We start from the raw sequence: 19,486 nt of genomic DNA, 5'->3' as shown, positions 1-19,486 counted from the left end.
AAGCCCCTCGGCTGATCCGAGAGGCTTTGCTCATCACTTGATCCTTGCAACTTTTTGCCTATTTCACCGCTTTTTTATCCGAATCCTTGAGCTCCTCTACGACCCGTTCAGAGCCATCATTGGCATCCAAGTATATCCGGTATCTGGAGCCGTTAATGTTGCCTCCGAATTCGTAGCAGAGAGCTTCCTGGCCTGAATCGTCCTTGATCAGCGCCAGCCGGTTGTAGTTTTCCTTAAACTCGGGATTCAGCTTTTTCCGCGCCTGGCTCAAGGTAAGCTTCGGTTTTGGAATTTTACGCGCCTGGGATTGCTCGTAAACGAGATCGCTGGCCTGGAACCCGGTCACCTCGCCGTTATCGAGCCCGACCCGAACCGTCATTTTTTCCGGGTACACCAGTACGCCGTCCTGCTTGCGCACATATGTGAAGTTGCCCATATTATCATACTGGTCTGCTGTAACGGCCGTCATATCCTTATAGCCTTTACTTTGCAGAAACTGATCGGCCTTCTTGCGGGCTTCTTCCATCGTAACCGCCTTCGGTCCGACCTCCCGGTTATCGGAAAAGGAAATCAAGTGGCCGCCTTGACGGGTGAAGTTCAGCGACAGCGGAGCAGGCCGGTTGTTGGAGCTGACGGTGGCGGTGTACGACGCCCATTCGGTTCCTTTGCCGTTTTCGGTTACTTGAACGTTGGACTGGCTACCTCTCGCGCCGGCAAACTCGGCTGCTTTGCGCTTAATATCGTCGGGAGATACCGGCTGTGCCGACAGCTTTTTCACCGACCGCTTGTCATAGATGCTGGATACCGACGGACCCCAGTTCAATTCCGGGTATTCGCCGACCCTTTTGTCTACCGTTTTGAAGCCGTCGATAATGGTGTTGTCCAGCTTCTTGTCTTCCGTGGCCATCGCGCTTTCCACGTCCATCCAGCGCAGCCGGTTGCTGATCACCTTGGACTGCACGTCCTGGAGATCCTTGGTGATTTGTCCGGAGTTGGCATAGAGCGCCTTCAGGTTTTTGATCTCCTCATTTGACAGCGGCTCTTTCTCCAAATTCCGCATGGAGGTCTGGTAGGAAAACTTCGATATTTTGGACAGAAACTCTTCGGTTTTGTTAAACGGCAGCATGGTGAGCGGCAGCTGGTTGATTTCGTTCTGCGCTTCGCTTGTCAGCCGCCACACGTTGACCAGCCCTTTCCGGTGCATCGCATTGGAAGCCGAGCTTACGGCCAGCGTATTGCCAAGCTCGCTGTGCAGGCGGTCCATATGATAGGACAGGTCATGAAAAGCCCGCTGATACTGGTTTTCCGCCTTGATCAGCACGGCGTTCTTCTCCTGGTTCTCTTGGTACCCCCACACAAACGCTCCGATCATAAACAGGGTGACTATGGGAAATAAAACAGCGCTTAATCGCTTGTACATGTGAAGTCTCCTTTCATCAACTTAAAGCTGGTGTTAGTTTGACTAGAAGAAAGGAGTCTTATGCATCGTTTCCCAGGTATCGGTTCAAAACGGGTCTTCTTCGATATCGAACTGGCTTTGGTTGTTGCACAGGCACTGCTTGAAGCCGGTTTCGATCTTCCCGCGTTCTTTTTGCCGCGCAGCACGTAGCGTTCCCCGCATTGCCTGCAGACGATTTTTACTTGACACGCAAAAAAGGACACCTCCATCCTAAAAAGATTGTATCCGAATGCGGATTGTAACTTCTTAGGATAAAGTGTGCCCAATTTAATTACGTATTAACCTCTTCCTCCCGCTTCAGGAAACGGAACGGGGAGCGGTTGTTGGCCCGGTATACCTTGCCCATGCCTCCGTACCATAGAAAAGCCATCAGCGGGACGATAAACCAGATCCAATAATGCGTCATCGTGCTTAGAATAAAGTCGTAGACCCCGTGCCAGAACCACGGGATGATCATCGAATAGACCAGAAAACGCTTGGCCTTGGCTCCGGTCGAAAACCTCGCTCTGCCGAGGTAATAACCCATCATTACCCCGAACATGGCATGCCCCGATACCGGAAGCAGCGCCCGCAGGAACATCGCCCCGAAGGATGCGTGGCTGTACCAGGCATACATCACATTCTCCACAGTCGCGAAACCAAGCGAAATCGCTACGGCATACACGATCCCGTCGTACGGCTCGTCAAACTCCGTATGGTTGTATATCATGTGAAACAGCACGAACCATTTCAAAAATTCCTCAACAAACGCCGATATGACAAAAGAATCCAGATACGGATTGCCGCCGAGCCCCGTTGTAAGGCCCCGCTGGATGATCATGACCGGAACCACGATCATAAACCAAGCAGAAACACCTTGATCACCATAAGCAGCGGTTCCTGATCGTATCTGTCCTTTAAATAAAAATAGGTCAGTAGGGCAAGACCCGGCGCCAATGCCGACGCAATAACCGAAAACAAAAGCACCGTTCTTAATCCCTCCACTTCCTGGCAGTGACCTTAGCGGCCCTGTCGAATGTAACTCCAGCTTCAAAGCAAAGTTCATCCCATGAAGATGAATCCTCATGGGATGTCTCAATCAGGATAACGGTGTTAATCCTGGCGCTTGAAATGTGTGCAAATGACGTCAACCGCGTTCTCGGCAATGACGACTTTGCCGTATTCCTCAAGTACGGCTTCCGTATAGGATGCAGCTTCTCCGAACTCGGCAAGAACCGCGATCAGCGAAGGAAGCTGATTAGCGTCGATTTCTTCTGGGTCCATGTACAGAACCCATTTATCTCTATAATGATAAAGCCGCCCGGCTTCGGTGATATGTCGTTGAAGTACGTGTGCAGCTTCGATCAGCACTTCGAAGTCGTTAAAAGCATACACGATGGAGTCGCTTTGTTCAAGCGTGACTTCCATTTCGTAAACTTCTTCAGGGAGTTCATCTTCACCCAGTTGACTGTACTGATGATGATCGTATTTCCCCCGGGTCACGATGACGACCATTCCTTGAGCAGGAAGGGCAAACACTTCCACGGCGAGCGGTCCCGTTGCATCAAAGCCCAGTTCGTTATAGGCCTGATCCATCATTTCGGTAAACAGCTCGTGCACCTTCGGGATTTCTTGCCACATGTCCTCCTTCTGGATGCCCCGTTCACTCAGGTCGTCAAACGTAAGGAAAATCCGTATCTTATCTGAGCTTAAGCGTTCTATTTTCATGACAGGATCCTCCTTGTAAGCATTGTTATAACAAATTATGATGTCTCCCATAATATGTGCTGAAAATAGTTCTATGTAAGTATGTTATCATTATATAACCATAAATGCACGCTGTAAAATGGACAAAAAAAGAATCATTTGGAGCGGATAACCGCCCTTTAAATGATTCTAATGGGTTTGACGCGTTTACAATCCAGGTATCACCGTATTTGTCTCTTTCAGAATCATGTCCACTTCCCGCTTGACATCCGGATTGGTGCGGATAAAATCTTTAATCTGGGTGACACTCGATCCCTTGGAATACGAATCGTTGTGAGAACCATGAGCATCGTGACGATGGGACGAGCCCATGCCGATGTTCGCCATGTCCATCATTTTGTCCTTGGCATTGCCGCCCATGACGGACGTAATCATGCGTCCCCGGTTTCTGGACAACAGCGTCGTTGCAGCAGCACCAATCAAAATACCGCCAATAAAAGCAGAAGTGTTCATTTAGGTACAACCTCCTTATGGGATGAAGTCGAATATATTTTGAGCGAATACGGTCCTGCTCATGCGGCATAAATTAAGGAAAGCGAGATGAAATCATGGTTAAAATTACGGCGGCGCTGGCTCTATGCTCACTGCTCATCCTTAGCGCCTGCGGAAACGAGGGACAAAAAGACCAAAAGGCGGTCCCTCCGGCTCAAACAAGCGAAGTACATAAAAATAATTCAAGCGGTACCACAACAAACGGGACGACCGGCACTCAAACCGACGGATCGGGATCGGAAAATTCTCCGGAAACGAACAAGTATCAAACGAATAACGATCAAACGAATCAAGGCAGCGCATCCAAGCCGGATTCCAAGGATCAGCAGCCCTCTACAAAAGCGGTAACGGTGCAGTATCGCATGAATAAAGCCTACGATATCGTTCCGAGTGTTGAAGGGATTCCGAAAAAAGTCGTACTGCTAACCTTCGACGACGGCCCTAAAAAGGCAGAAATGATCAACGGGTTGATCGATACGCTGGACAAGCATCACGCCAAGGCGATATTTTTCGTCAATGGATACCGCGTCAAGCAGCATCCCGAGCTGTTGAAATTAATAGCGGAACGCGGGCAGACCATCGGCAACCACAGCTGGGATCACATCATCCTCAAAAATAAGCCCGAAGCGGAAGTACGCAGGCAAATCGAGGATACGCAGCAGATTGTCAAGGCAACCGTTGGCAAAGCGCCTGTATTTTTCCGTCCCCCCAATGGGGCTGGCGGTGATACCGGCAAGAAAATCGCCAAGGAGAACGGTCTCCTGTACATGACCTGGTCCAACGGCTCGCTCGATTGGACGATGAGCTCCAAAAGCAGCAGCAATGCCGACAAGGTTGTCTCGAACGTGCTGGACCAGCTGCACAGCGGCAGCAACATTTTAATGCATGAGCTTCCGTGGACCGTCGAAGCGCTGGATACGCTCCTTACCAAACTGGAAAGCAAAGGCTACACCTTTGTAGATCCCGAAAGCATCGATACTCAAATCAAGTAAGGAATCATGCAATGCACAAAAAAGCAGCCGGCATTTCGGCTGCTTTTACTCGTTTATCTGTGTTTTTCTATGGGTTCTGTCCTTAGCGTAAGGACATGCATTTCTGCAGGGCAGCACAGGCGGAGCGGAACGCGTCTTGTGCCGAAACCGCGGCTGATCAGCATGCGCGGCCGGCGGACCTCCGCTTCCGGCTGCTCCCATTCAAACCATCCCGAAGCATACTTGCGGTAAAATTGATTCAGCCGGACCGGTCCGAGCCAAGGCAGCGTAATTTGTCCGCCATGGGTATGGCCGGCAAGCACAAGGTCCGCCTGGATCGTCTTCTGCTTCTGCAGCCAGGCCGGGTCATGAACGGCTAGGATGCGGCATTCCGCACCGGCATCACGGACAGGCAGCTGTGGAACCGGAGGATAATCGTTTCGTTTGTACCGCGGATAATCAACACCGGTTAACCAGATGCGCGCGCCGTTTCGCAGCAGAGGAACGTTTTCATCCCGCAGCAAAGTGACTCCGCATGCGTTCATCAGCTTTTCCAAACCTTCGGGATCGGCCTTATAATCATGGTTGCCGTATACGGCATACACCGGGGCGATTTCGGCGAGCAGCCTTAAGTTGTGCTCTACCTGGCTCAGCGGTACATTCCGTTCCATAATATCCCCACCAAGGATCACCCAATCAACCGTTCCAGCCAGCTGCCGAATCGTCTTCCCCGTCAGCCTTCTGCTATGCAGATCCGATATGAACAGGAGCTTGCAGCCGTCAAAGGGTTTTGGCAGCCTCTCCAGCCTCACGTCGGCCTGCTGAACCAGCTCCAGCCTCGCCTCATACGACATCCTGGCGTAAAGCGCTGCAGCCGCAGCCACGACGCCTGCCCCCGCCCAGACGAGCCAGGGGGCTACCATAGATCCTCCAGCGGGGGGGCGCCTTTAATTCCCCAATAAACAAGAAATGCCGTTAAACCGATAAATAAAAAGATTAAAGAGTTCGTAAAATATTTACTGATCTTGATGCGTCGAGAACCGTAAGTGTCCGCTCTTGCCGGAACGGCGGATTCGCCTTCCGTCTCTCTTTTTCCGGCAGTCCGGTTACTCCGACGGGACTGCGGGGCTGCCGCCGAGCCGGAAGCGACTGCAGCAGTTCTGGCGGCCGCCGGCCGCTTCCCTGCATTTCCTGCCGTTTTTCCGCGTCTCAGCGTTCCGGCCGCCCGTGTTGAAGACGTCTCTGCTGCCTTGGACTTGGGCGGAGTCCGTTTACCGGCACCGGCTGAAGGCGCCTTTTTTACCGGTGTCTTCTTCCGATTTTTTCTGTACGTTTCAACTCTGCTCAATTCGCTGTTCATGCTTCCCTCCGAAATCGAATCACTAGCCCGGATACACAATCAATCATAAAATGGCATAAGACCGGGGCAAGCAGTGTTCCGGAATGTATGTAGATATATCCGAGGCCGTAACTGCTCAAAAAAACCCAGCCGGTTGGAATCCAGTGCTTCAAATACCGGACGTGAATGACCGCAAATAATATACTGGTCCAATACGGACCGAACGCATGCTGTACGGCTCCACGGAACAGCAGCTCCTCGCATACCGCCACGACCGCGGAGATGACTATAATATGCCATACGGGACGGCGCTGGAACAGCATGTTGTTGATTCCGCCGTCATCCATCACTTCCTCCGGTGTAATCCGGGAGACGAGGAAATCGACGGCAAACATAACGGCGGCCAGCCCAAGCCCCCATGCTGCAACTTGTCCGGGATGCTGAAGCTGAAACAAGGCAAGCGGATTTCTTCGCTGCAGCAGAATCCATACGAGACCGATCAATAAGGTTAGGCCCTGGGTGATATACAGATTGATCAGAAGTAGACGGTCATTCAGCTGTTCAGGCTTAGCCTGCTGAATTTTGGGTAATTTCCATTTCCTTTTTTTCATGATGAGGCCTGCCTGTCTATTAAGTTTCTGTTACTAGAGTGGTTGCAAACATCCCACAACGTGAAGGTTATACTCCAACATCTGTTTGTGTTCTGCGGGACCCCCGAAATATACGATTTAACTTTGTTAAAAAAGTCCTCCCAGCATTAGAATCATAGCAGATTAAGAGCAGAACATTCAAGGGAAGCACTTTTACCTATTGACACGCCTGATAGGCCCGTGATACATTATGGAAAAATTAATTGAGCGAAACACGATGAAGGAAAGAAGAGGCTTTATCGTCTCCAGAGAGCCGGTGGTTGGTGCAAACCGGTGACAGAGAAGTCATCTTTAGCGTTCCAGAGCAATTGCATTGAACTACTCAGTAGGTGCAGTCGGATGATTCCGTTATCAATCAGGTCTTCAATCGGAAGACCTTGAGGCTGCCGTTCGCGATGACGGCGGTGAATTAGGGTGGCACCACGATAACTCTCGTCCCTTACTACGGAAGTAGTATGCGGATCGGGAGTTTTTTTGTTGTTCAACTAAAGAATAATGAGAAAAAATGCGGTCAGCTGCACGTTCATCCTTTGGCACAGTACCGCGTTGCTTTACGGAATGAACTTAGGCGTCCGCCTGATTGCCTCCCATAGGCTCAGCGGCTCCACTTTCGGCTTCACGGATATGTTCCTATCGGACATGTCCTTATATATAAGCGTTCTAGATATTTAAGGAGGATGGAAACCAATGTTTAAAGTGTTAGTATCGGATCCGATCAGCGATCTCGGAATCCAGCAGTTAGTCGATGCACCTGATGTCACGGTAGAGAAAAATACAGGGCTCTCCGAAGACGAGCTTGCGGCGATCATCGGGGATTATGACGCCCTTCTCGTTCGCAGCCAAACGCGTGTTACCGAAAAAATTATGGCCGCGGGAACCCGCCTGAAAGTCGTCGGCCGCGCCGGCGTCGGCGTGGACAACATCGACCTCGAAGCGGCAACCCAACGCGGCATCATCGTTATTAATGCCCCTGACGGCAATACGATAACCACCTGCGAGCATACCTTTGCGATGATGATGGCACTGGCCCGTCACATCCCACAAGCTTATGCCAAAACGATCGGCGGAACCTGGGACCGCAAATCGTTCCTCGGCGTCGAGCTTCGCAACAAAACGCTCGGCGTACTAGGTATGGGACGGATCGGCAGCGAGGTGGCCAAACGTGCCAAAGCGTTCGGCATGAACATTCTGGCATTCGACCCGTTCCTGACCCAGGAACGCGCCGAGAAGCTCGAAGTGAAGCTGGCAACGGTGGACGATATTATCCGGAACGCCGATTTTATGACAGTGCACACACCGCTTACGCCGGAGACCCGCCATATGATTTCCCGTCCGCAATTTGAAGTGATGAAAAAGGGTATGCGCATCATCAACTGCGCCCGCGGTGGCGTCATTGACGAGATGGCCCTGGTTGAAGCGATCGACGAAGGCATCGTTGCCGGCGCCGCATTCGACGTGTTTGAATCGGAGCCGCCGCAGCAGGACCATCCGTTCCTGAACCATCCGAAGATTATCGTTACGCCTCACCTCGGCGCTTCCACCATCGAAGCCCAGGAGAACGTAGCCATTGACGTTTCCGAAGAAGTGCTGCATATTCTGCGCGACGAGCCGTTCAAGAACGCCGTCAACATGCCGCCGGTGGCACCGAGCATCATGAGCCGTCTGCAGCCTTACTTCTCGCTCGGGGAAAAACTGGGCAGCTTTGCCGCCCAAATTACGAAAAACCAGGCGATCCATGAAATTCATGTGGACTATGCGGGAGATTTGTCCGACATCGACACCCTTCCGCTGACTCGCTATATTGTCAAAGGCGTGCTTGCCCACCACCTTGGCAGCGAAGTCAATATCGTCAACTGCATGCATCTCGCCAAAAACCGTGAAGTCAACGTGGCCGTATCCACGGCTCCTAAATCCAAAGGCTTTACGAACCTGCTTACCGTTACCCTCAAAACCTCCGAAAACGAAGAGCGTCTGGTAGCGGGCACCCTGCTTAACGGCTATGGCGAGCGGATCGTGCAGCTGAACAAGTTCCCAGTCGATATCGCTCCGGAGGGTCATCAAATCCTGATTTCCCATAACGACAAACCGGGTATTATCGGCCAAGTCGGAACGCTGCTCGGCAAGAACGACGTTAACATCGCTTCGATGCAGGTCGGCCGGAAAATTATCGGCGGCGAAGCCATCATGATTTTGACCGTCGACAAAGGCGTGCAGAAAGAAGTGCTGAATGAGCTGACGACGATTCCGGAACTCAACAGTGCCGTCGAAATCGTCCTTTCCTAGTCGGTCCATACTTTATTAAGAACAGCGTAAGCAGGTTCAAGTGAGCCTGGCTTACGCTGTTTTTTGTTGGTGGGTAAACAAGCTGATGTTCCACGTTGAACAAGATTAATCTTTTTTCTTCAACAAAAAAACACCCCGTCAGAGGTGTTTCCTGTTCTTTTTCCATTATTTACGGCTTTCGACAGGCAGCAGCATCGTAAAGGCCGTTCCTTCGCCCAGGATGCTGTCCACCTGAATGCTGCCCTGGTGCGATTCTACGATGTTCTTAACAATGGCTAGCCCAAGACCCGTTCCTACCGATTCCCCGCGTACCCGCGCCTTGTCCGCCTTGTAAAACCGTTCAAACACGAACGGCAAATCCTCCGGCGGAATGCCTACGCCCTCGTCCTTCACCACGATTCGGATCATCGGCTTGTTGTCCGACAGGACACGGTCGGCAAGGATGCTGATCTTCTTCTCTTCAGGTGTGTGCCTGAACGCATTGTCCAGCAGGTTGGTCATCACCTGCTCCAAACGGTCTTCGTCGGCCTCCTCAAGCACCATATCCTCCGTCTTGCGGTCATAAAGGAGCTCGATATTCCGCTCCTTGGCCCGTACCGTAAACTTGCGGTATACGCGCTCGAGCAGCTCGTTGAGGTCAAGCTGCTTTTTGGCCATGTCGACATGCCCCGCTTCCATCCGCGCCATGTCAAGCAGATCCTTAACCAGTCGCCCCATGCGAAGGGATTCGTCATGAATGACCTGAATCAGTTCCTGGCTCTCCTCCGGCGACGCCGCCATGCCATCCAGCAGCGCTTCGCTATATCCCTGCATCATGGACAGCGGTGTACGGATCTCATGCGACACGTTGGCAACGAAGTCCTGGCGCATTTTCTCCAGCTGCACTTCCTCGGTAACGTTGCGGAGCACCGCAACCGCCCCGCGGATATCGTTATCCGAATACAGTGGCGCCATATGAACCGACCAGACGCCCTGCTTGACGTGAAGATTCGTGCTCGTGTCGCCGCTGCCCTCCAGCATATTGTCGAACAGGTCCAGCAAAGGCTCGGGTACCTGCTGTTCTTCCTCCCCTTCGGCGTCCTCCTGGTCCAAGTTCCAGTGGATATCCTTCCATTGGGTGATCAGCTTCTGTCCCGGTGGATTCGTCAAGATCACCTTGCCTGAAGTATCGAACGTAATAACGCCGTCGCTCATACTTCGAAGGACGCTCGCCAAATGCTCCTTTTCCTGGTTCAAGTTGCGGATGTTGTCTTCCAGTTCAGCCGCCATATGATTGAACGTGTTCGCCAGCTTCCCGATCTCGTCGCTCGTATTGATCGACAGGCGCGTGTTGTACTCGCCTTTACGGATCGCTTCGGTAGCCTGAATCATCTGCTGCATCGGCTGCGTAATCTTCGTCAGCAGAAACAGCGCAAAGAAAGTCGTCATCGAAAACCCGATGATCGCCGTGTACGTAAACAGCCGCTTGATGTCCCCGGAGTTCGAATAATTCATATCGATGTATGGAAGCAGAAATAATCCGAGAATAATCAGGATGCATGCTACCAGGCAGATGATGGTCGCCCAGAGCTTCCCGACAAGAGAGGTCCAGAAATTCATGTTATTTCGGTACCTCGAGCTTGTAGCCTACGCCCCAGACGGTGGTGATCATCGCCGCCGACTCAGGTGAGACCTTGTTCAGCTTCTCCCGCAGGCGCTTCACGTGCGTGTCGACCGTCCGCAGGTCACCGAAAAATTCATAGTTCCATACATCCTTCAGCAATTCTTCCCGGGAAAAAACCTTGTCCGGCGAGACCGCCAGGTAATGCAGCAGCTCGTATTCCTTAGGCGTCAAGCTGACCTCTTGTCCGTTCGCAGTCACCCGATGGGCATCGTGCTCAATCACAAGATGCGGAAACACGATGTTGTTGCTCGAATTCGTTTCCTTCGACAGATACGCCGTTGCCGAAGAGCGCCGCAAAATCGCTTTTACCCGGTAAATGACTTCCCTCGGGCTGAATGGCTTCACGACATAATCGTCCGCGCCGACTTCAAAGCCTTGAACCCGGTTGATCTCCTCGCCTTTGGCGGTCAGCATCAGCACCGGCGTCGATTTGAGCTGGCGCAGCCGGTTGCACACCTCGATGCCGTCCATGCCGGGCAGCATCAAGTCCAGCATGATAAGGCCATAATCCTGATTGGAAGCTTTACGGAGCGCGGTTTCGCCGTCCTCGGCCTCCTCGACTTCATAGCCTTCCTTCTCCAAATACATTTTCAGCAAGCGGCGGATCCGTTCCTCGTCGTCCACCACCAGGATCCGGTTTGTATGTTCTGACATAAGACAACCTCAACCCCTTCTATGTTTCTGTGAAGAACTTGTCATAACTCCATGCTAATCTTAACAAAAATCCGTTTCAACATCCAAGCGAGCAATGTGAAACGGATTATTCAGTGCTAAATGGATTGAACTAAAGTAAGAATGTGCTCTAGTTCAATCCATATAAATTGTCATATTCGAATCAGTTTGTACCCGCATAGGAGTGAAGTCCCGCAATGACCAGGTTCACGCCGACGAGGGTAAACATAACCACCAGGAAGCCGAGAACCGACAGCCATGACGACTGGCGCCCCTGCCAGCCGCGGGACAATCTGAGATGCAGGTAGGCACTGTAGAACAGCCAGCAGATGAGCGCCCACACTTCTTTCGGATCCCATCCCCAGAAACGTCCCCAGGCCACCTGAGCCCAAATCATTGCAAAGATCAAGGCGCCGAGCGTAAAGATCGGAAACCCGATGGCGATCGCACGGTAGCTGATCTCATCCAAATCATCAGGGTCGATCCCGTCCAGAAACGGAGAGGCTGCACGTCCAAGCGGCTTGCGCGCGATCAACCGGAGGATTCCGTACAGGATAATGCCGGAGATCACCGTCCAAATAATCGTGTTGAACTTGCGTCCCGCGTTGATCCCGTTCATCCAGGATGGAGCGCTGAACAGCGGCTTCGTCATGCCGAGGAACGGCTGATAGCTTTCGATCTTGCTGTGGTACGGCGCAACAATCGGCGGCAGCTTGTATTCGACGGTCTGCGTAACGCTCGTCGTTTGCCCGGCCGTTCCGGAAGCCTTCGTCTGGGTGAACACGGATTCATAACCGGCTGCACGGAAGGCAAATACCGTAATGATAAATGAGATAACCAGAATGATCGAGAAAAATACGATTTCGACCCAGCGCTGCTGGCGTCTGTCCTTTTTATCCGTGCTGCTGAAATTCACCGTACGAAGCAGGTACATAAAGCCTGCTGCAAATGCGATCGCGAAGAACGACTCTCCGGCCGCCGCCATCGTGACGTGGATTTTCAGCCAATAGGACTGCAGCGACGGAATCAGCGGCTGCACCTCCTGCGGAAATACCGCGGCGTATGCCATGATGATGATCGTGATCGGAACGGCGAACAAGCCGAGTATCGTTTTGCGGTAAATGAGATATACCACCGTAAACGCCACCATGACCATCATCGAAAGGAATGACATGAATTCGTACATGTTGCTGACGGGAATATGTCCGCCGCCCGCCCACCGGGTAAAGAAGTACGTTAGCTCCAGCACCAGGCCGAGGGAGGATACCCCGAACGCGATATTCCCCCACTTCCTGCGGTGCGACTCCGGATCCCTGTTGCTCCACCGGCGGCCCATAATGGCGACCGCGAACAGGATGAACGCCGCGCAGTACAGGAAGAATGCGACGACGAACATGTTGCTGCTGAAATTTAACAATCCACTCATGAGTGATTCCCTCCGTTATCCAAGGACTTCTCGTCCACTTCCAGATTCATTTTGCGAAGTATTGCCGCAATCTCCCGGCGGATGCCGAACCAGTTCTTGCTGGTATGCGCACCGAGGGTCAGGTTCCCGTCGTCAATCCGCAGCCAGATCCGGCGGTGCTGCCAATAGAAGCCGAGTACAAGTCCAAGCATGACGATGGCTGCGCCTACCCAGACAAAAGGCATCGCTTTGTCCACCCGGATGTTCAAATAGGTGGTCGACATCGATAAGTCCACATTTCCCATTCCTTTGACATCCAGCTCAAGCGGAACGCTGCCGCCGTTCATTTTGGCGTTGATGGCATCCTGCTGGAAGCGCTCCTTGTCGATTTGTTTCGGGAAATAGAAATAATGTACGCCTACGGCTGGCAAATTCGGCCCTTTAATCAGGAAGAGAAAAGCCGGCGCGTTTGGATTCGGAGTTTTCGTGACAGGCTGACCGTTCTCGTCCAGCCCAAAATCGTTGTACTTCTCCTTCAACTCAAGCGAATATGGCCCCACCTTGTAGTTCCGCTCAGGATCCTTGATCCTCAGCTGGAACGTTCCGTAATCTTTGCCGGTCTTCTTGTCCACCAGGGAAGGCTTGACCGAACGGAGGACCGGTGTCAAATCGTAGTCAAACTGATAGGCCTTCAGGCCTTTGTAATCCATCGGGTCGTTAACCTCGATATTGTGATGATCAACGGCCTTCAGCGTAGGCTGTTTGGACGGATCATTGCAGTTGGCCGTACATTCGTACAGGGTCGCCTGCGTCTTGAACAGTTTTGGAAGCACCTTGTTTTTGCCCTGAAACTCCTTTGGCAAATCTTGTTCCGAGTAATATTCAACCGTAAACTTCTCGTTCTTCAAATAATACGACGTATTCGGAATGTGCTTGATTTCGCCTTCTGGAAAAGCGACATGCTGATCCATGTGCAGACCGGGCAAGCCGCGTGCCAGCACGGCCAGCAGGAAAATGATCAGCCCGATATGGATGACATAAGGTCCCCAGCGGCTGAAGCGGTACTTTTCTGCGAGTAAAGCGTTATCCAAGGTATGTACACGGTAGCCTCTTTTCTTGATGTGGACGGATGCCTGCTCCACCCATTCCTTGGACTCCAGCTCTACCGGTCCCTGATACACCACGCGCTGACGGGTCAGGAACTGCTTATGCTTCAAAATTCTTTGCTTGGTAAGCGCTTTGTACAATGGCAGCACCCGGTCCAGGCTGCAGATGACCAGCGACGCGCCGATCATGACGAGCAGGAGGATAAACCACCAGGATTCGTACGTATGCGATAGGCCCAGCTTGTAATAAATCCATCCGGCCGTGCCGTAAGTTTCCTTGTAGTACGTTGAGGGATCGATGTTCAGAAATGTGTTTTCCTGGGGGAAAATCGTCCCGAGCATCGATCCGAGCAGGGTCAGGATAATCATGTATACAGCGATCTTTACAGACGAAAAGAAGTTCCAGATCCGGTCTATGAAATTCGGGTTGGCACGCTGAGAGCGTCGTGCCATCCCGTCATAGCGCATCTCCAGAACTTCGTTGGACTCGCGGTCTTGTTCTTCCAATGGCCTTCCGCAAGCCTCGCAGAGCACCGTTCCCACGGGGTTTTGGTGCCCGCACTCGCATTTGGTGTTCTTGAATGCAATAACTTCCTTCATCATCAGGAATTCACCAACTCTTCAATTTGCTGATCAAGAGTTTGCAAATCCAGCTGTCCCAGATGGATCTTATTGATCTTCCCGTTAGGCGAGACAAAAAACGTCGTAGGCAGCGGGGATATTCCGTAGGATTGAATGGCGTCCTTCTCAGGATCCAGCATTACCGGGAAGCTGACATGGACCTGCTTCACAAAATTTTCTACGGCCATCTTGTCCTCGCCGGCGTTGATGCCAACGATGACGACATCCTTATCCTTCCACTTATCATACTGGGCCTGCAGAGCGGGCATTTCCTTCACGCATGGTTCGCACCAGGTTCCCCAGAAATTGACAACAAGCGCCTTGCCTTTATATTCATCAAGCGTATGAACCTTGCCGTCCAGCCCGAGCAAGTCAAAGTTCGGCGCCTTACTGCCTTCCGTCGGTTTGCCATTAGAGCCCGAAACCTGTGTCGTAATGGCGTAACCGCCCAAAATGACAATCAACAGCAGGATAATGATTTGAACCTTTTTTCTAGATTTACCCATGCCAAAAGCTCCCTTTCCATGACAAATCACATATTTTAAGCGCAGAGTTTGAACAACCTATGAACAATTATAGCGAAATAATGTCACAGGTGCTCCGGGAGTATTTGAAAATTATGTGTCCTTCCGTTCTATCTTTTGTTTAAATTTCCCGATTTAGCCATATTTAATAAACTTTGTACTTCATCCTTTGTCAGGTGGCGGTACAAACCGCGCTTCAAATTGTGCAGCAGCAGGTCGCCGAACGCTATGCGTTTCAGCCGGATCACCGGATGCTTGATCGCATCAAACATGCGTCTGACCTGCCGGTTGCGGCCTTCATGAATCGTGATGCTGATTACGGCTTCGTTCTTCCCCGTGTCGATATCTTTATATTCGACTTCGGCAGGGGCTGTCATACCATCCTCCAGCTGAATACCGGCTTTGAGCTTGTCCAGATCGCTGCCATGCGGGATCCCCTCCACCGTCGCCAGATACGTTTTGGGTACATGATGCCGCGGGTGAGTCAGCAGATTGGCAAATTCGCCGTCATTGGTCAGCAGCAGCAGACCTTCGGTATCGTAGTCCAGACGGCCGACCGGATATACCCGCCTAGTATAATCGGTTTACGATTTTTCGTCCTTCCGGGTCGGACGCGCTGGTAATTACCCCTTTTGGCTTGTTGAAAACGATGTAAATCTTCTGTTCGTGCTTGATCGGTTTGCCGTTCACCTTGATGATANCTTGATTCGGGTCCGCCTTGGTCCCCAGCGTGGTTACGGTTTCCCCGTTAACTTCCACTTTGCCGGCCAGAATCAATTCTTCGCACTTACGGCGCGAAGCGATACCGGCCTGCGCTAACACTTTCTGTAATCTCTCCATGTTCAATAGGTCACCTCAACCCTAATGATAACCATCAACAGGATAAATCACAAGTTCGTTCCATGGAAAATCCGCTCCTGGGCAGGTGTCGGAGTGAGGATACAAATAGAGGGGGGAAATGTTGTAGCGGCGTGCCAGCTCCATAATAAGTTTGCTGGCCACGAACAGCTGCTGTTTTTCGGCAGCGCGAAACAGGGTGTATTCGCGGTTAAAATCACCCTGGAGGCAAATATGGATATGGGACGGATCGGTGACGTAAGGGGAAGAAACGACCGAGGCATCCTCCCCGATCCAAAAGTCATACCCTTTCCCGTTGATGGAAGGGCATACGGAATGATGAATGATAAAGCCTTCGAATGTCATGCGGATCACCTCATTTAAACTAGCCTGAGCTTGTTACAGTATATGAGGTGTCCATGAAACCGTTCCACACGGCTGGCCGGTTATCCGAAGAACAGCAGGCAGACGGCAATGGCCGCTGCAAATCCTACCGCATCCGATAAGAGACCGACCTTAAGCGCATACCTCCCGTTGCGGATCCCGACCGCACCCAAATAAACAGTGAGCACGTACAGCGTCGTATCCGTACTCCCTTGAATCGTTGAAGCCATCCGTCCGATCATGGAATCGGGGCCGTACACCGAGATCAGATCGGTGGCGAATGCGAGGGACCCTGTTCCTGTCAGCGGCCGCAGCAGACCCAGGGGCAATATTTCGCTCGGAACGCCCAAATGCTGAAGGAAGGGACCTGTCCAGCCCACAAAAAAATCAAGGGCCCCTGAGGCCCGGAAAATGCTGATCCCTACCATCATCCCGACCAGGTTAGGAATGATTTGAATGGCCGTTTGAAATCCCTCTTTGGCTCCGTCGACGAAGGACTCGTACACCGGCACCTTCTTGGTAAAAGCATAAAGGGGAATAAACGCGATCAGTACCGGGATCGCCCAGGCCGATATCATATTGATGAACGCCACCATACGCCCTGCTCACCCTTTCAGCTCGGATTGGGAGGAAGAAACGGGACCCGCATGCACCGGCGGCTTCTTCGGCCTGCTGCGCATAAATTTGCGCCGGTACCAGCGGTCCAACACGATGGCGGCCAACGTTGCCACGGCGGTCGCCATCAGCGTGGTGCCGACGATATCGGTCGGATTGGCGGACTGATAGTTCATCCGGATCGCGATCAGCGTAGTCGGAATCAAGGTGATGCTGGCCGTATTAAGCGCCAGCAGCGTGCACATCGCCGGACTGGCGGCCGTCTTATCGGGATTCAGCGTCTGCAGCTCCTGCATCGCCTTGATGCCCATTGGCGTAGCTGCGTTGCCTAGACCGAGCAGATTCGCGCTCATATTGGACAATATGTAACCCATCGCAGGATGGTTTTTCGGCACATCAGGAAATAAAAAGGTGACGATCGGGCTCAGCAGCCGGGCTATTTTTTTCAGCAGGCCCGAATCTTCCGCAAGGCGCATCATACCGAGCCAGAAGACCAGCACGCTAATTAACCCGAAACATACTGTCACCCCGGTCTTAGCCCCGTCGAAGGCCGCAGAAGTGACCAGTTCAATTTTCCCCTGGGCTGCTGCAAAACCGAATCCAATCAGAATAAGCCCCAGCCAAATCGCATTGATCATTTCGTATCCCCTCTCCCCAGGTTGTTACGTTAACATCAGGCACCAGGCTGAAGCAGACGCTTCAGTACCACGCTAAACCATTGTCCCCAATTACTTTGGTGAACGGGTGCCATCGTCTGCTCAGCAGCTGTTCCGGACGCCGTTCGTTCCGGCAGCACGCTTCCTTTTCTGTAGACCGGAATTTCTCCGATCTTTTCCCCTTTCAGCGACACCTCGATTTTCCCTCTCAGCCCGAATCTCAAATCCGGCGATCCTTCCTCCGCTTCAGGATAGAGCACCAGCTTCTTGTTGACCTGAGCTTCCTCACCATCGGCAAAAGGGTACTGGAACGTTTGGCTGACGACCAGGTCCTGTCCCTGTACCGGCTCCCCTTTTTCGGTCAGCTGTTTCAGCGGGTAGTATTCAAACCCGTAATCCAGCATTCTGCCGTGGTCGTTCCAGTCGTCCCCGTCATTCAGTGTCACGGCGACCAGCTGCTGGCCGTTGCGGGTTGCCGAGCTGACCAGGCAGCGGAACGCCTTTTTGGTATAGCCGGTCTTGACTCCGTCCGCTCCTTCATAAAGGCGGAGCATTTTATTTTTGTTATCCCATTTGTAGTCCCAGGATTCATTCGGATTCGGAACCTTCTTCGTCGGCGTCTTCACGATTTCCTTAAAAACCGGATTATGCAGGGCATATGCCGTCAGCTTGGCCAAATCGTTGGCCGATGAATAATGGCCTTCCTCGTCCAGTCCGTGCGGATTCATAAAATGCGAATGGGAAAGGCCCAGCATACGGGCTTTCTCGTTCATCAAATATACAAACCCCTCCACAGAACCGCCGACGTGCTCGGCAATCGCCGTGGCCGCGTCATTGCCTGAACGCAGCATCAGCCCGTACAGCATATTTTCCAGGGTCATTTCTTCCCCCAGCTTGAGATAAATGGAAGACCCTTCTTTGCCAAAGGCGTTTTTGCTGACCTTCACTTCGCTGTCCAGCTTGCCATGCTCAATCGCTACGATGGCGGTCATGATTTTCGTCAGGCTGGCGATCCGGAGCTCATCGTCCCCGTGGCTGGAATACAGCAGCCTGCCTGAAGTGACATCGATCAAGGCTGCGGCCTGAGCGTGGGTACCGAGAGCGGGTAAATTTTTCGCGGCCGATGCCCGGCTTGTACCGGCAAAGCCGCTGGCGATGAGCGTGATGACCGCAATCCAGCTCCATATTCGTTTATGCTTGATCCACATGTTATCTTTCCTTTCGGTTCGGAAAATCTTGTACAAGTATATGCTTGGCCTAACTCAGGTATGCCAAACGTGTAAACCAGAAAAAATCGATGCCCTTTTTCAGAAATCGTTTCTTCACAAAAAATCCCTCCCGGCTGACGGAAGGGATTGGCACAGGCTTAAAACAATGAAGGATTGATCTCCGAAGTCGTCGTTTGGGCTGGATTGACTGCACCAGCACCCGTTTGCGTATTCGTTTGGAACATCGACGTGATTTTATCCACCATGGACGGTGCGGAATCAATTAATTTCTCGAATAAATGCGTTTGATTATCGAGCGGAACGATATTCACGCCTGCTTTGCCGACAACGAGAAATGCGATCGGACGAATCGAAACTCCGCCGCCGCTGCCCCCGCCAAACGGCAAGGACTTTGATTCATGTCCGGGAGCCGCGCTCACGCTTTTACTGATATCATCCGCGTTAAAATCACTTCCCCCTGCAGCAAAGCCAAAGCCCACCTTACTGATCGGAAGGATGACGCTGCCGTCAGGAGTTTCTACAGGGTCGCCTACGATTGTGTTGACATCAACCATGCCTTTGATGTTTTCCATCGCAGTCTGCATTAAGCCTTGAATCGGATGCTCTGCCATGTTGATTCCTCCTAGTGTGTTGATATTAAGCTCTGAGCCACAGATGTTAGCTTGCCCATATCCCTTTGAAGTATGTAGGCCCGCCTGCACGGCTGGTACCGTTAAATTAAGTAAGCCTTTGCTATCGCAGAACCTGTTTGGCCAATCGGAACCAATGGATCGGACCTCCCGGTACTTTGAGAATTCGGGCCATCAACATGATGCCGGCATACAAGGCATAACC

Annotated in this window: 19 protein-coding genes, 2 pseudogenes and 1 other annotated feature; of the genes and pseudogenes, 2 read left to right on the top strand and 19 right to left on the bottom strand. The window is 52.1% G+C overall.

Annotated features, from left to right (window positions below):
• Window positions 1–58 precede the first annotated feature (58 nt).
• The 5 genes and pseudogenes from ypeB to CPT76_RS23985 form a co-directional block, all read right to left on the bottom strand.
• Window positions 59–1,420, bottom strand: a complete 1,362-nt coding sequence (gene ypeB / locus CPT76_RS24000; RefSeq protein ID WP_105444670.1) for a germination protein YpeB — start codon at window positions 1,418–1,420, stop codon at window positions 59–61.
• An 84-nt stretch (window positions 1,421–1,504) separates the two neighbouring features.
• Window positions 1,505–1,648 carry a hypothetical protein gene (locus CPT76_RS37735; RefSeq protein WP_181153021.1) on the bottom strand — a complete coding sequence of 48 codons (144 nt, stop codon included), beginning with the start codon at window positions 1,646–1,648 and terminating at the stop codon, window positions 1,505–1,507.
• 82 nt (window positions 1,649–1,730) lie between these two features.
• Window positions 1,731–2,425 (bottom strand): annotated as a pseudogene (gene prsW / locus CPT76_RS23995) (glutamic-type intramembrane protease PrsW).
• A gap of 126 nt (window positions 2,426–2,551) precedes the next feature.
• Window positions 2,552–3,166 (bottom strand): genetic competence negative regulator, encoded by a 615-nt coding sequence (locus CPT76_RS23990; RefSeq protein ID WP_076170074.1) that lies wholly within the window; start codon window positions 3,164–3,166, stop codon window positions 2,552–2,554.
• A 186-nt stretch (window positions 3,167–3,352) separates the two neighbouring features.
• The gene (locus CPT76_RS23985) at window positions 3,353–3,658 is read right to left on the bottom strand and encodes a hypothetical protein (protein WP_105444669.1); all 306 of its coding nucleotides are present in this window, start codon (window positions 3,656–3,658) and stop codon (window positions 3,353–3,355) included.
• Between the two features lie 95 nt (window positions 3,659–3,753).
• Between CPT76_RS23985 and CPT76_RS23980 the strand changes: the two genes are divergently transcribed.
• A complete protein-coding gene (locus tag CPT76_RS23980; protein WP_105444668.1) occupies window positions 3,754–4,689 on the top strand; it encodes a polysaccharide deacetylase family protein in 936 nt (311 codons plus the stop codon).
• A 53-nt stretch (window positions 4,690–4,742) separates the two neighbouring features.
• On the opposite strand, the gene CPT76_RS23975 is transcribed toward CPT76_RS23980, so the two are convergent.
• Genes CPT76_RS23975 through CPT76_RS23965 form a run of 3 tightly spaced genes read right to left on the bottom strand, consistent with a single transcriptional unit; the run spans window position 4,743 to window position 6,618 of the window.
• Window positions 4,743–5,591 (bottom strand): metallophosphoesterase, encoded by an 849-nt coding sequence (locus CPT76_RS23975; protein ID WP_105444667.1) that lies wholly within the window; start codon window positions 5,589–5,591, stop codon window positions 4,743–4,745.
• The gene (locus tag CPT76_RS23970) at window positions 5,585–6,028 is read right to left on the bottom strand and encodes a hypothetical protein (RefSeq protein ID WP_105444666.1); all 444 of its coding nucleotides are present in this window, start codon (window positions 6,026–6,028) and stop codon (window positions 5,585–5,587) included. The genes CPT76_RS23975 and CPT76_RS23970 overlap by 7 nt, the downstream gene beginning before the upstream one ends.
• Window positions 6,025–6,618, bottom strand: coding sequence for a CPBP family intramembrane glutamic endopeptidase (locus tag CPT76_RS23965; protein WP_076170069.1), 594 nt, complete (start codon window positions 6,616–6,618; stop codon window positions 6,025–6,027). Before CPT76_RS23965 ends, CPT76_RS23970 begins: the two co-directional genes overlap by 4 nt.
• A 247-nt stretch (window positions 6,619–6,865) precedes the next feature.
• Window positions 6,866–7,100: a binding site (T-box leader), on the top strand.
• 244 nt (window positions 7,101–7,344) lie between these two features.
• On the opposite strand from CPT76_RS23965, the gene serA reads away from it, so the two are divergent.
• Window positions 7,345–8,940 (top strand): phosphoglycerate dehydrogenase, encoded by a 1,596-nt coding sequence (gene serA, locus CPT76_RS23960; RefSeq protein WP_076170068.1) that lies wholly within the window; start codon window positions 7,345–7,347, stop codon window positions 8,938–8,940.
• A gap of 165 nt (window positions 8,941–9,105) precedes the next feature.
• On the opposite strand, the gene CPT76_RS23955 is transcribed toward serA, so the two are convergent.
• The 11 genes and pseudogenes from CPT76_RS23955 to ytfJ form a co-directional block, all read right to left on the bottom strand.
• Window positions 9,106–10,539, bottom strand: coding sequence for an ATP-binding protein (locus tag CPT76_RS23955; protein WP_105444665.1), 1,434 nt, complete (start codon window positions 10,537–10,539; stop codon window positions 9,106–9,108).
• Between the two features lies 1 nt (window position 10,540).
• Window positions 10,541–11,257 carry a response regulator transcription factor gene (locus CPT76_RS23950; protein ID WP_076170066.1) on the bottom strand — a complete coding sequence of 239 codons (717 nt, stop codon included), beginning with the start codon at window positions 11,255–11,257 and terminating at the stop codon, window positions 10,541–10,543.
• A gap of 181 nt (window positions 11,258–11,438) precedes the next feature.
• On the bottom strand, window positions 11,439–12,701 hold the full coding sequence (gene ccsA, locus CPT76_RS23945) for a cytochrome c biogenesis protein CcsA (RefSeq protein WP_105444664.1): 1,263 nt from the start codon (window positions 12,699–12,701) through the stop codon (window positions 11,439–11,441).
• Complete coding sequence (resB, locus tag CPT76_RS23940) at window positions 12,698–14,389, bottom strand: cytochrome c biogenesis protein ResB (RefSeq protein WP_258168754.1); 1,692 nt, start codon at window positions 14,387–14,389, stop codon at window positions 12,698–12,700. The genes ccsA and resB overlap by 4 nt, the downstream gene beginning before the upstream one ends.
• On the bottom strand, window positions 14,389–14,913 hold the full coding sequence (gene resA, locus CPT76_RS23935) for a thiol-disulfide oxidoreductase ResA (RefSeq protein ID WP_076170064.1): 525 nt from the start codon (window positions 14,911–14,913) through the stop codon (window positions 14,389–14,391). The genes resB and resA overlap by 1 nt, the downstream gene beginning before the upstream one ends.
• Before the next feature lie 128 nt (window positions 14,914–15,041).
• A pseudogene (locus CPT76_RS23930) lies at window positions 15,042–15,771 on the bottom strand (pseudouridine synthase).
• Window positions 15,772–15,792: 21 nt separating this feature from the next.
• Window positions 15,793–16,134 carry a peptidoglycan recognition protein family protein gene (locus tag CPT76_RS23925; RefSeq protein ID WP_076170062.1) on the bottom strand — a complete coding sequence of 114 codons (342 nt, stop codon included), beginning with the start codon at window positions 16,132–16,134 and terminating at the stop codon, window positions 15,793–15,795.
• 80 nt (window positions 16,135–16,214) lie between these two features.
• Window positions 16,215–16,748 carry a spore maturation protein gene (locus CPT76_RS23920; protein WP_105444663.1) on the bottom strand — a complete coding sequence of 178 codons (534 nt, stop codon included), beginning with the start codon at window positions 16,746–16,748 and terminating at the stop codon, window positions 16,215–16,217.
• Window positions 16,749–16,757: 9 nt separating this feature from the next.
• Window positions 16,758–17,405: a nucleoside recognition domain-containing protein gene (locus tag CPT76_RS23915; protein ID WP_105444662.1), complete on the bottom strand. Its 648-nt coding sequence runs from the start codon at window positions 17,403–17,405 to the stop codon at window positions 16,758–16,760.
• 35 nt (window positions 17,406–17,440) lie between these two features.
• On the bottom strand, window positions 17,441–18,631 hold the full coding sequence (locus CPT76_RS23910) for a D-alanyl-D-alanine carboxypeptidase family protein (protein WP_105444661.1): 1,191 nt from the start codon (window positions 18,629–18,631) through the stop codon (window positions 17,441–17,443).
• A 158-nt stretch (window positions 18,632–18,789) separates the two neighbouring features.
• Window positions 18,790–19,263 (bottom strand): GerW family sporulation protein, encoded by a 474-nt coding sequence (gene ytfJ, locus CPT76_RS23905; protein WP_105444660.1) that lies wholly within the window; start codon window positions 19,261–19,263, stop codon window positions 18,790–18,792.
• Window positions 19,264–19,486: the final 223 nt, after the last annotated feature.

This window comes from Paenibacillus sp. AR247 (assembly GCF_002968895.1).
Lineage (GTDB): Bacteria > Bacillota > Bacilli > Paenibacillales > Paenibacillaceae > Paenibacillus_AQ > Paenibacillus_AQ favisporus.
Note: the sequence above shows the minus strand (reverse complement) of the source record. Positions and strands in the feature narration are given on the sequence as shown.

Excerpts from the sequence above, each read along its gene's own strand:
- ytfJ (WP_105444660.1), bottom strand. The coding sequence starts at position 19,263 with ATGGCAGAGCATCCGATTCAAGGCTTAATGCAGACTGCGATGGAAAAC.
- CPT76_RS23925 (WP_076170062.1), bottom strand. The coding sequence starts at position 16,134 with ATGACATTCGAAGGCTTTATCATTCATCATTCCGTATGCCCTTCCATC.
- CPT76_RS23915 (WP_105444662.1), bottom strand. The coding sequence starts at position 17,405 with ATGATCAATGCGATTTGGCTGGGGCTTATTCTGATTGGATTCGGTTTT.
- CPT76_RS23990 (WP_076170074.1), bottom strand. The coding sequence starts at position 3,166 with ATGAAAATAGAACGCTTAAGCTCAGATAAGATACGGATTTTCCTTACG.
- CPT76_RS23970 (WP_105444666.1), bottom strand. The coding sequence starts at position 6,028 with ATGAACAGCGAATTGAGCAGAGTTGAAACGTACAGAAAAAATCGGAAG.
- resA (WP_076170064.1), bottom strand. The coding sequence starts at position 14,913 with ATGGGTAAATCTAGAAAAAAGGTTCAAATCATTATCCTGCTGTTGATT.
- ypeB (WP_105444670.1), bottom strand. The coding sequence starts at position 1,420 with ATGTACAAGCGATTAAGCGCTGTTTTATTTCCCATAGTCACCCTGTTT.
- CPT76_RS23910 (WP_105444661.1), bottom strand. The coding sequence starts at position 18,631 with ATGTGGATCAAGCATAAACGAATATGGAGCTGGATTGCGGTCATCACG.
- CPT76_RS23980 (WP_105444668.1), top strand. The coding sequence starts at position 3,754 with ATGGTTAAAATTACGGCGGCGCTGGCTCTATGCTCACTGCTCATCCTT.
- serA (WP_076170068.1), top strand. The coding sequence starts at position 7,345 with ATGTTTAAAGTGTTAGTATCGGATCCGATCAGCGATCTCGGAATCCAG.
- resB (WP_258168754.1), bottom strand. The coding sequence starts at position 14,389 with ATGATGAAGGAAGTTATTGCATTCAAGAACACCAAATGCGAGTGCGGG.
- CPT76_RS23985 (WP_105444669.1), bottom strand. The coding sequence starts at position 3,658 with ATGAACACTTCTGCTTTTATTGGCGGTATTTTGATTGGTGCTGCTGCA.
- CPT76_RS23950 (WP_076170066.1), bottom strand. The coding sequence starts at position 11,257 with ATGTCAGAACATACAAACCGGATCCTGGTGGTGGACGACGAGGAACGG.
- CPT76_RS23965 (WP_076170069.1), bottom strand. The coding sequence starts at position 6,618 with ATGAAAAAAAGGAAATGGAAATTACCCAAAATTCAGCAGGCTAAGCCT.
- CPT76_RS23920 (WP_105444663.1), bottom strand. The coding sequence starts at position 16,748 with ATGGTGGCGTTCATCAATATGATATCGGCCTGGGCGATCCCGGTACTG.
- CPT76_RS23975 (WP_105444667.1), bottom strand. The coding sequence starts at position 5,591 with ATGGTAGCCCCCTGGCTCGTCTGGGCGGGGGCAGGCGTCGTGGCTGCG.
- CPT76_RS23955 (WP_105444665.1), bottom strand. The coding sequence starts at position 10,539 with ATGAATTTCTGGACCTCTCTTGTCGGGAAGCTCTGGGCGACCATCATC.
- ccsA (WP_105444664.1), bottom strand. The coding sequence starts at position 12,701 with ATGAGTGGATTGTTAAATTTCAGCAGCAACATGTTCGTCGTCGCATTC.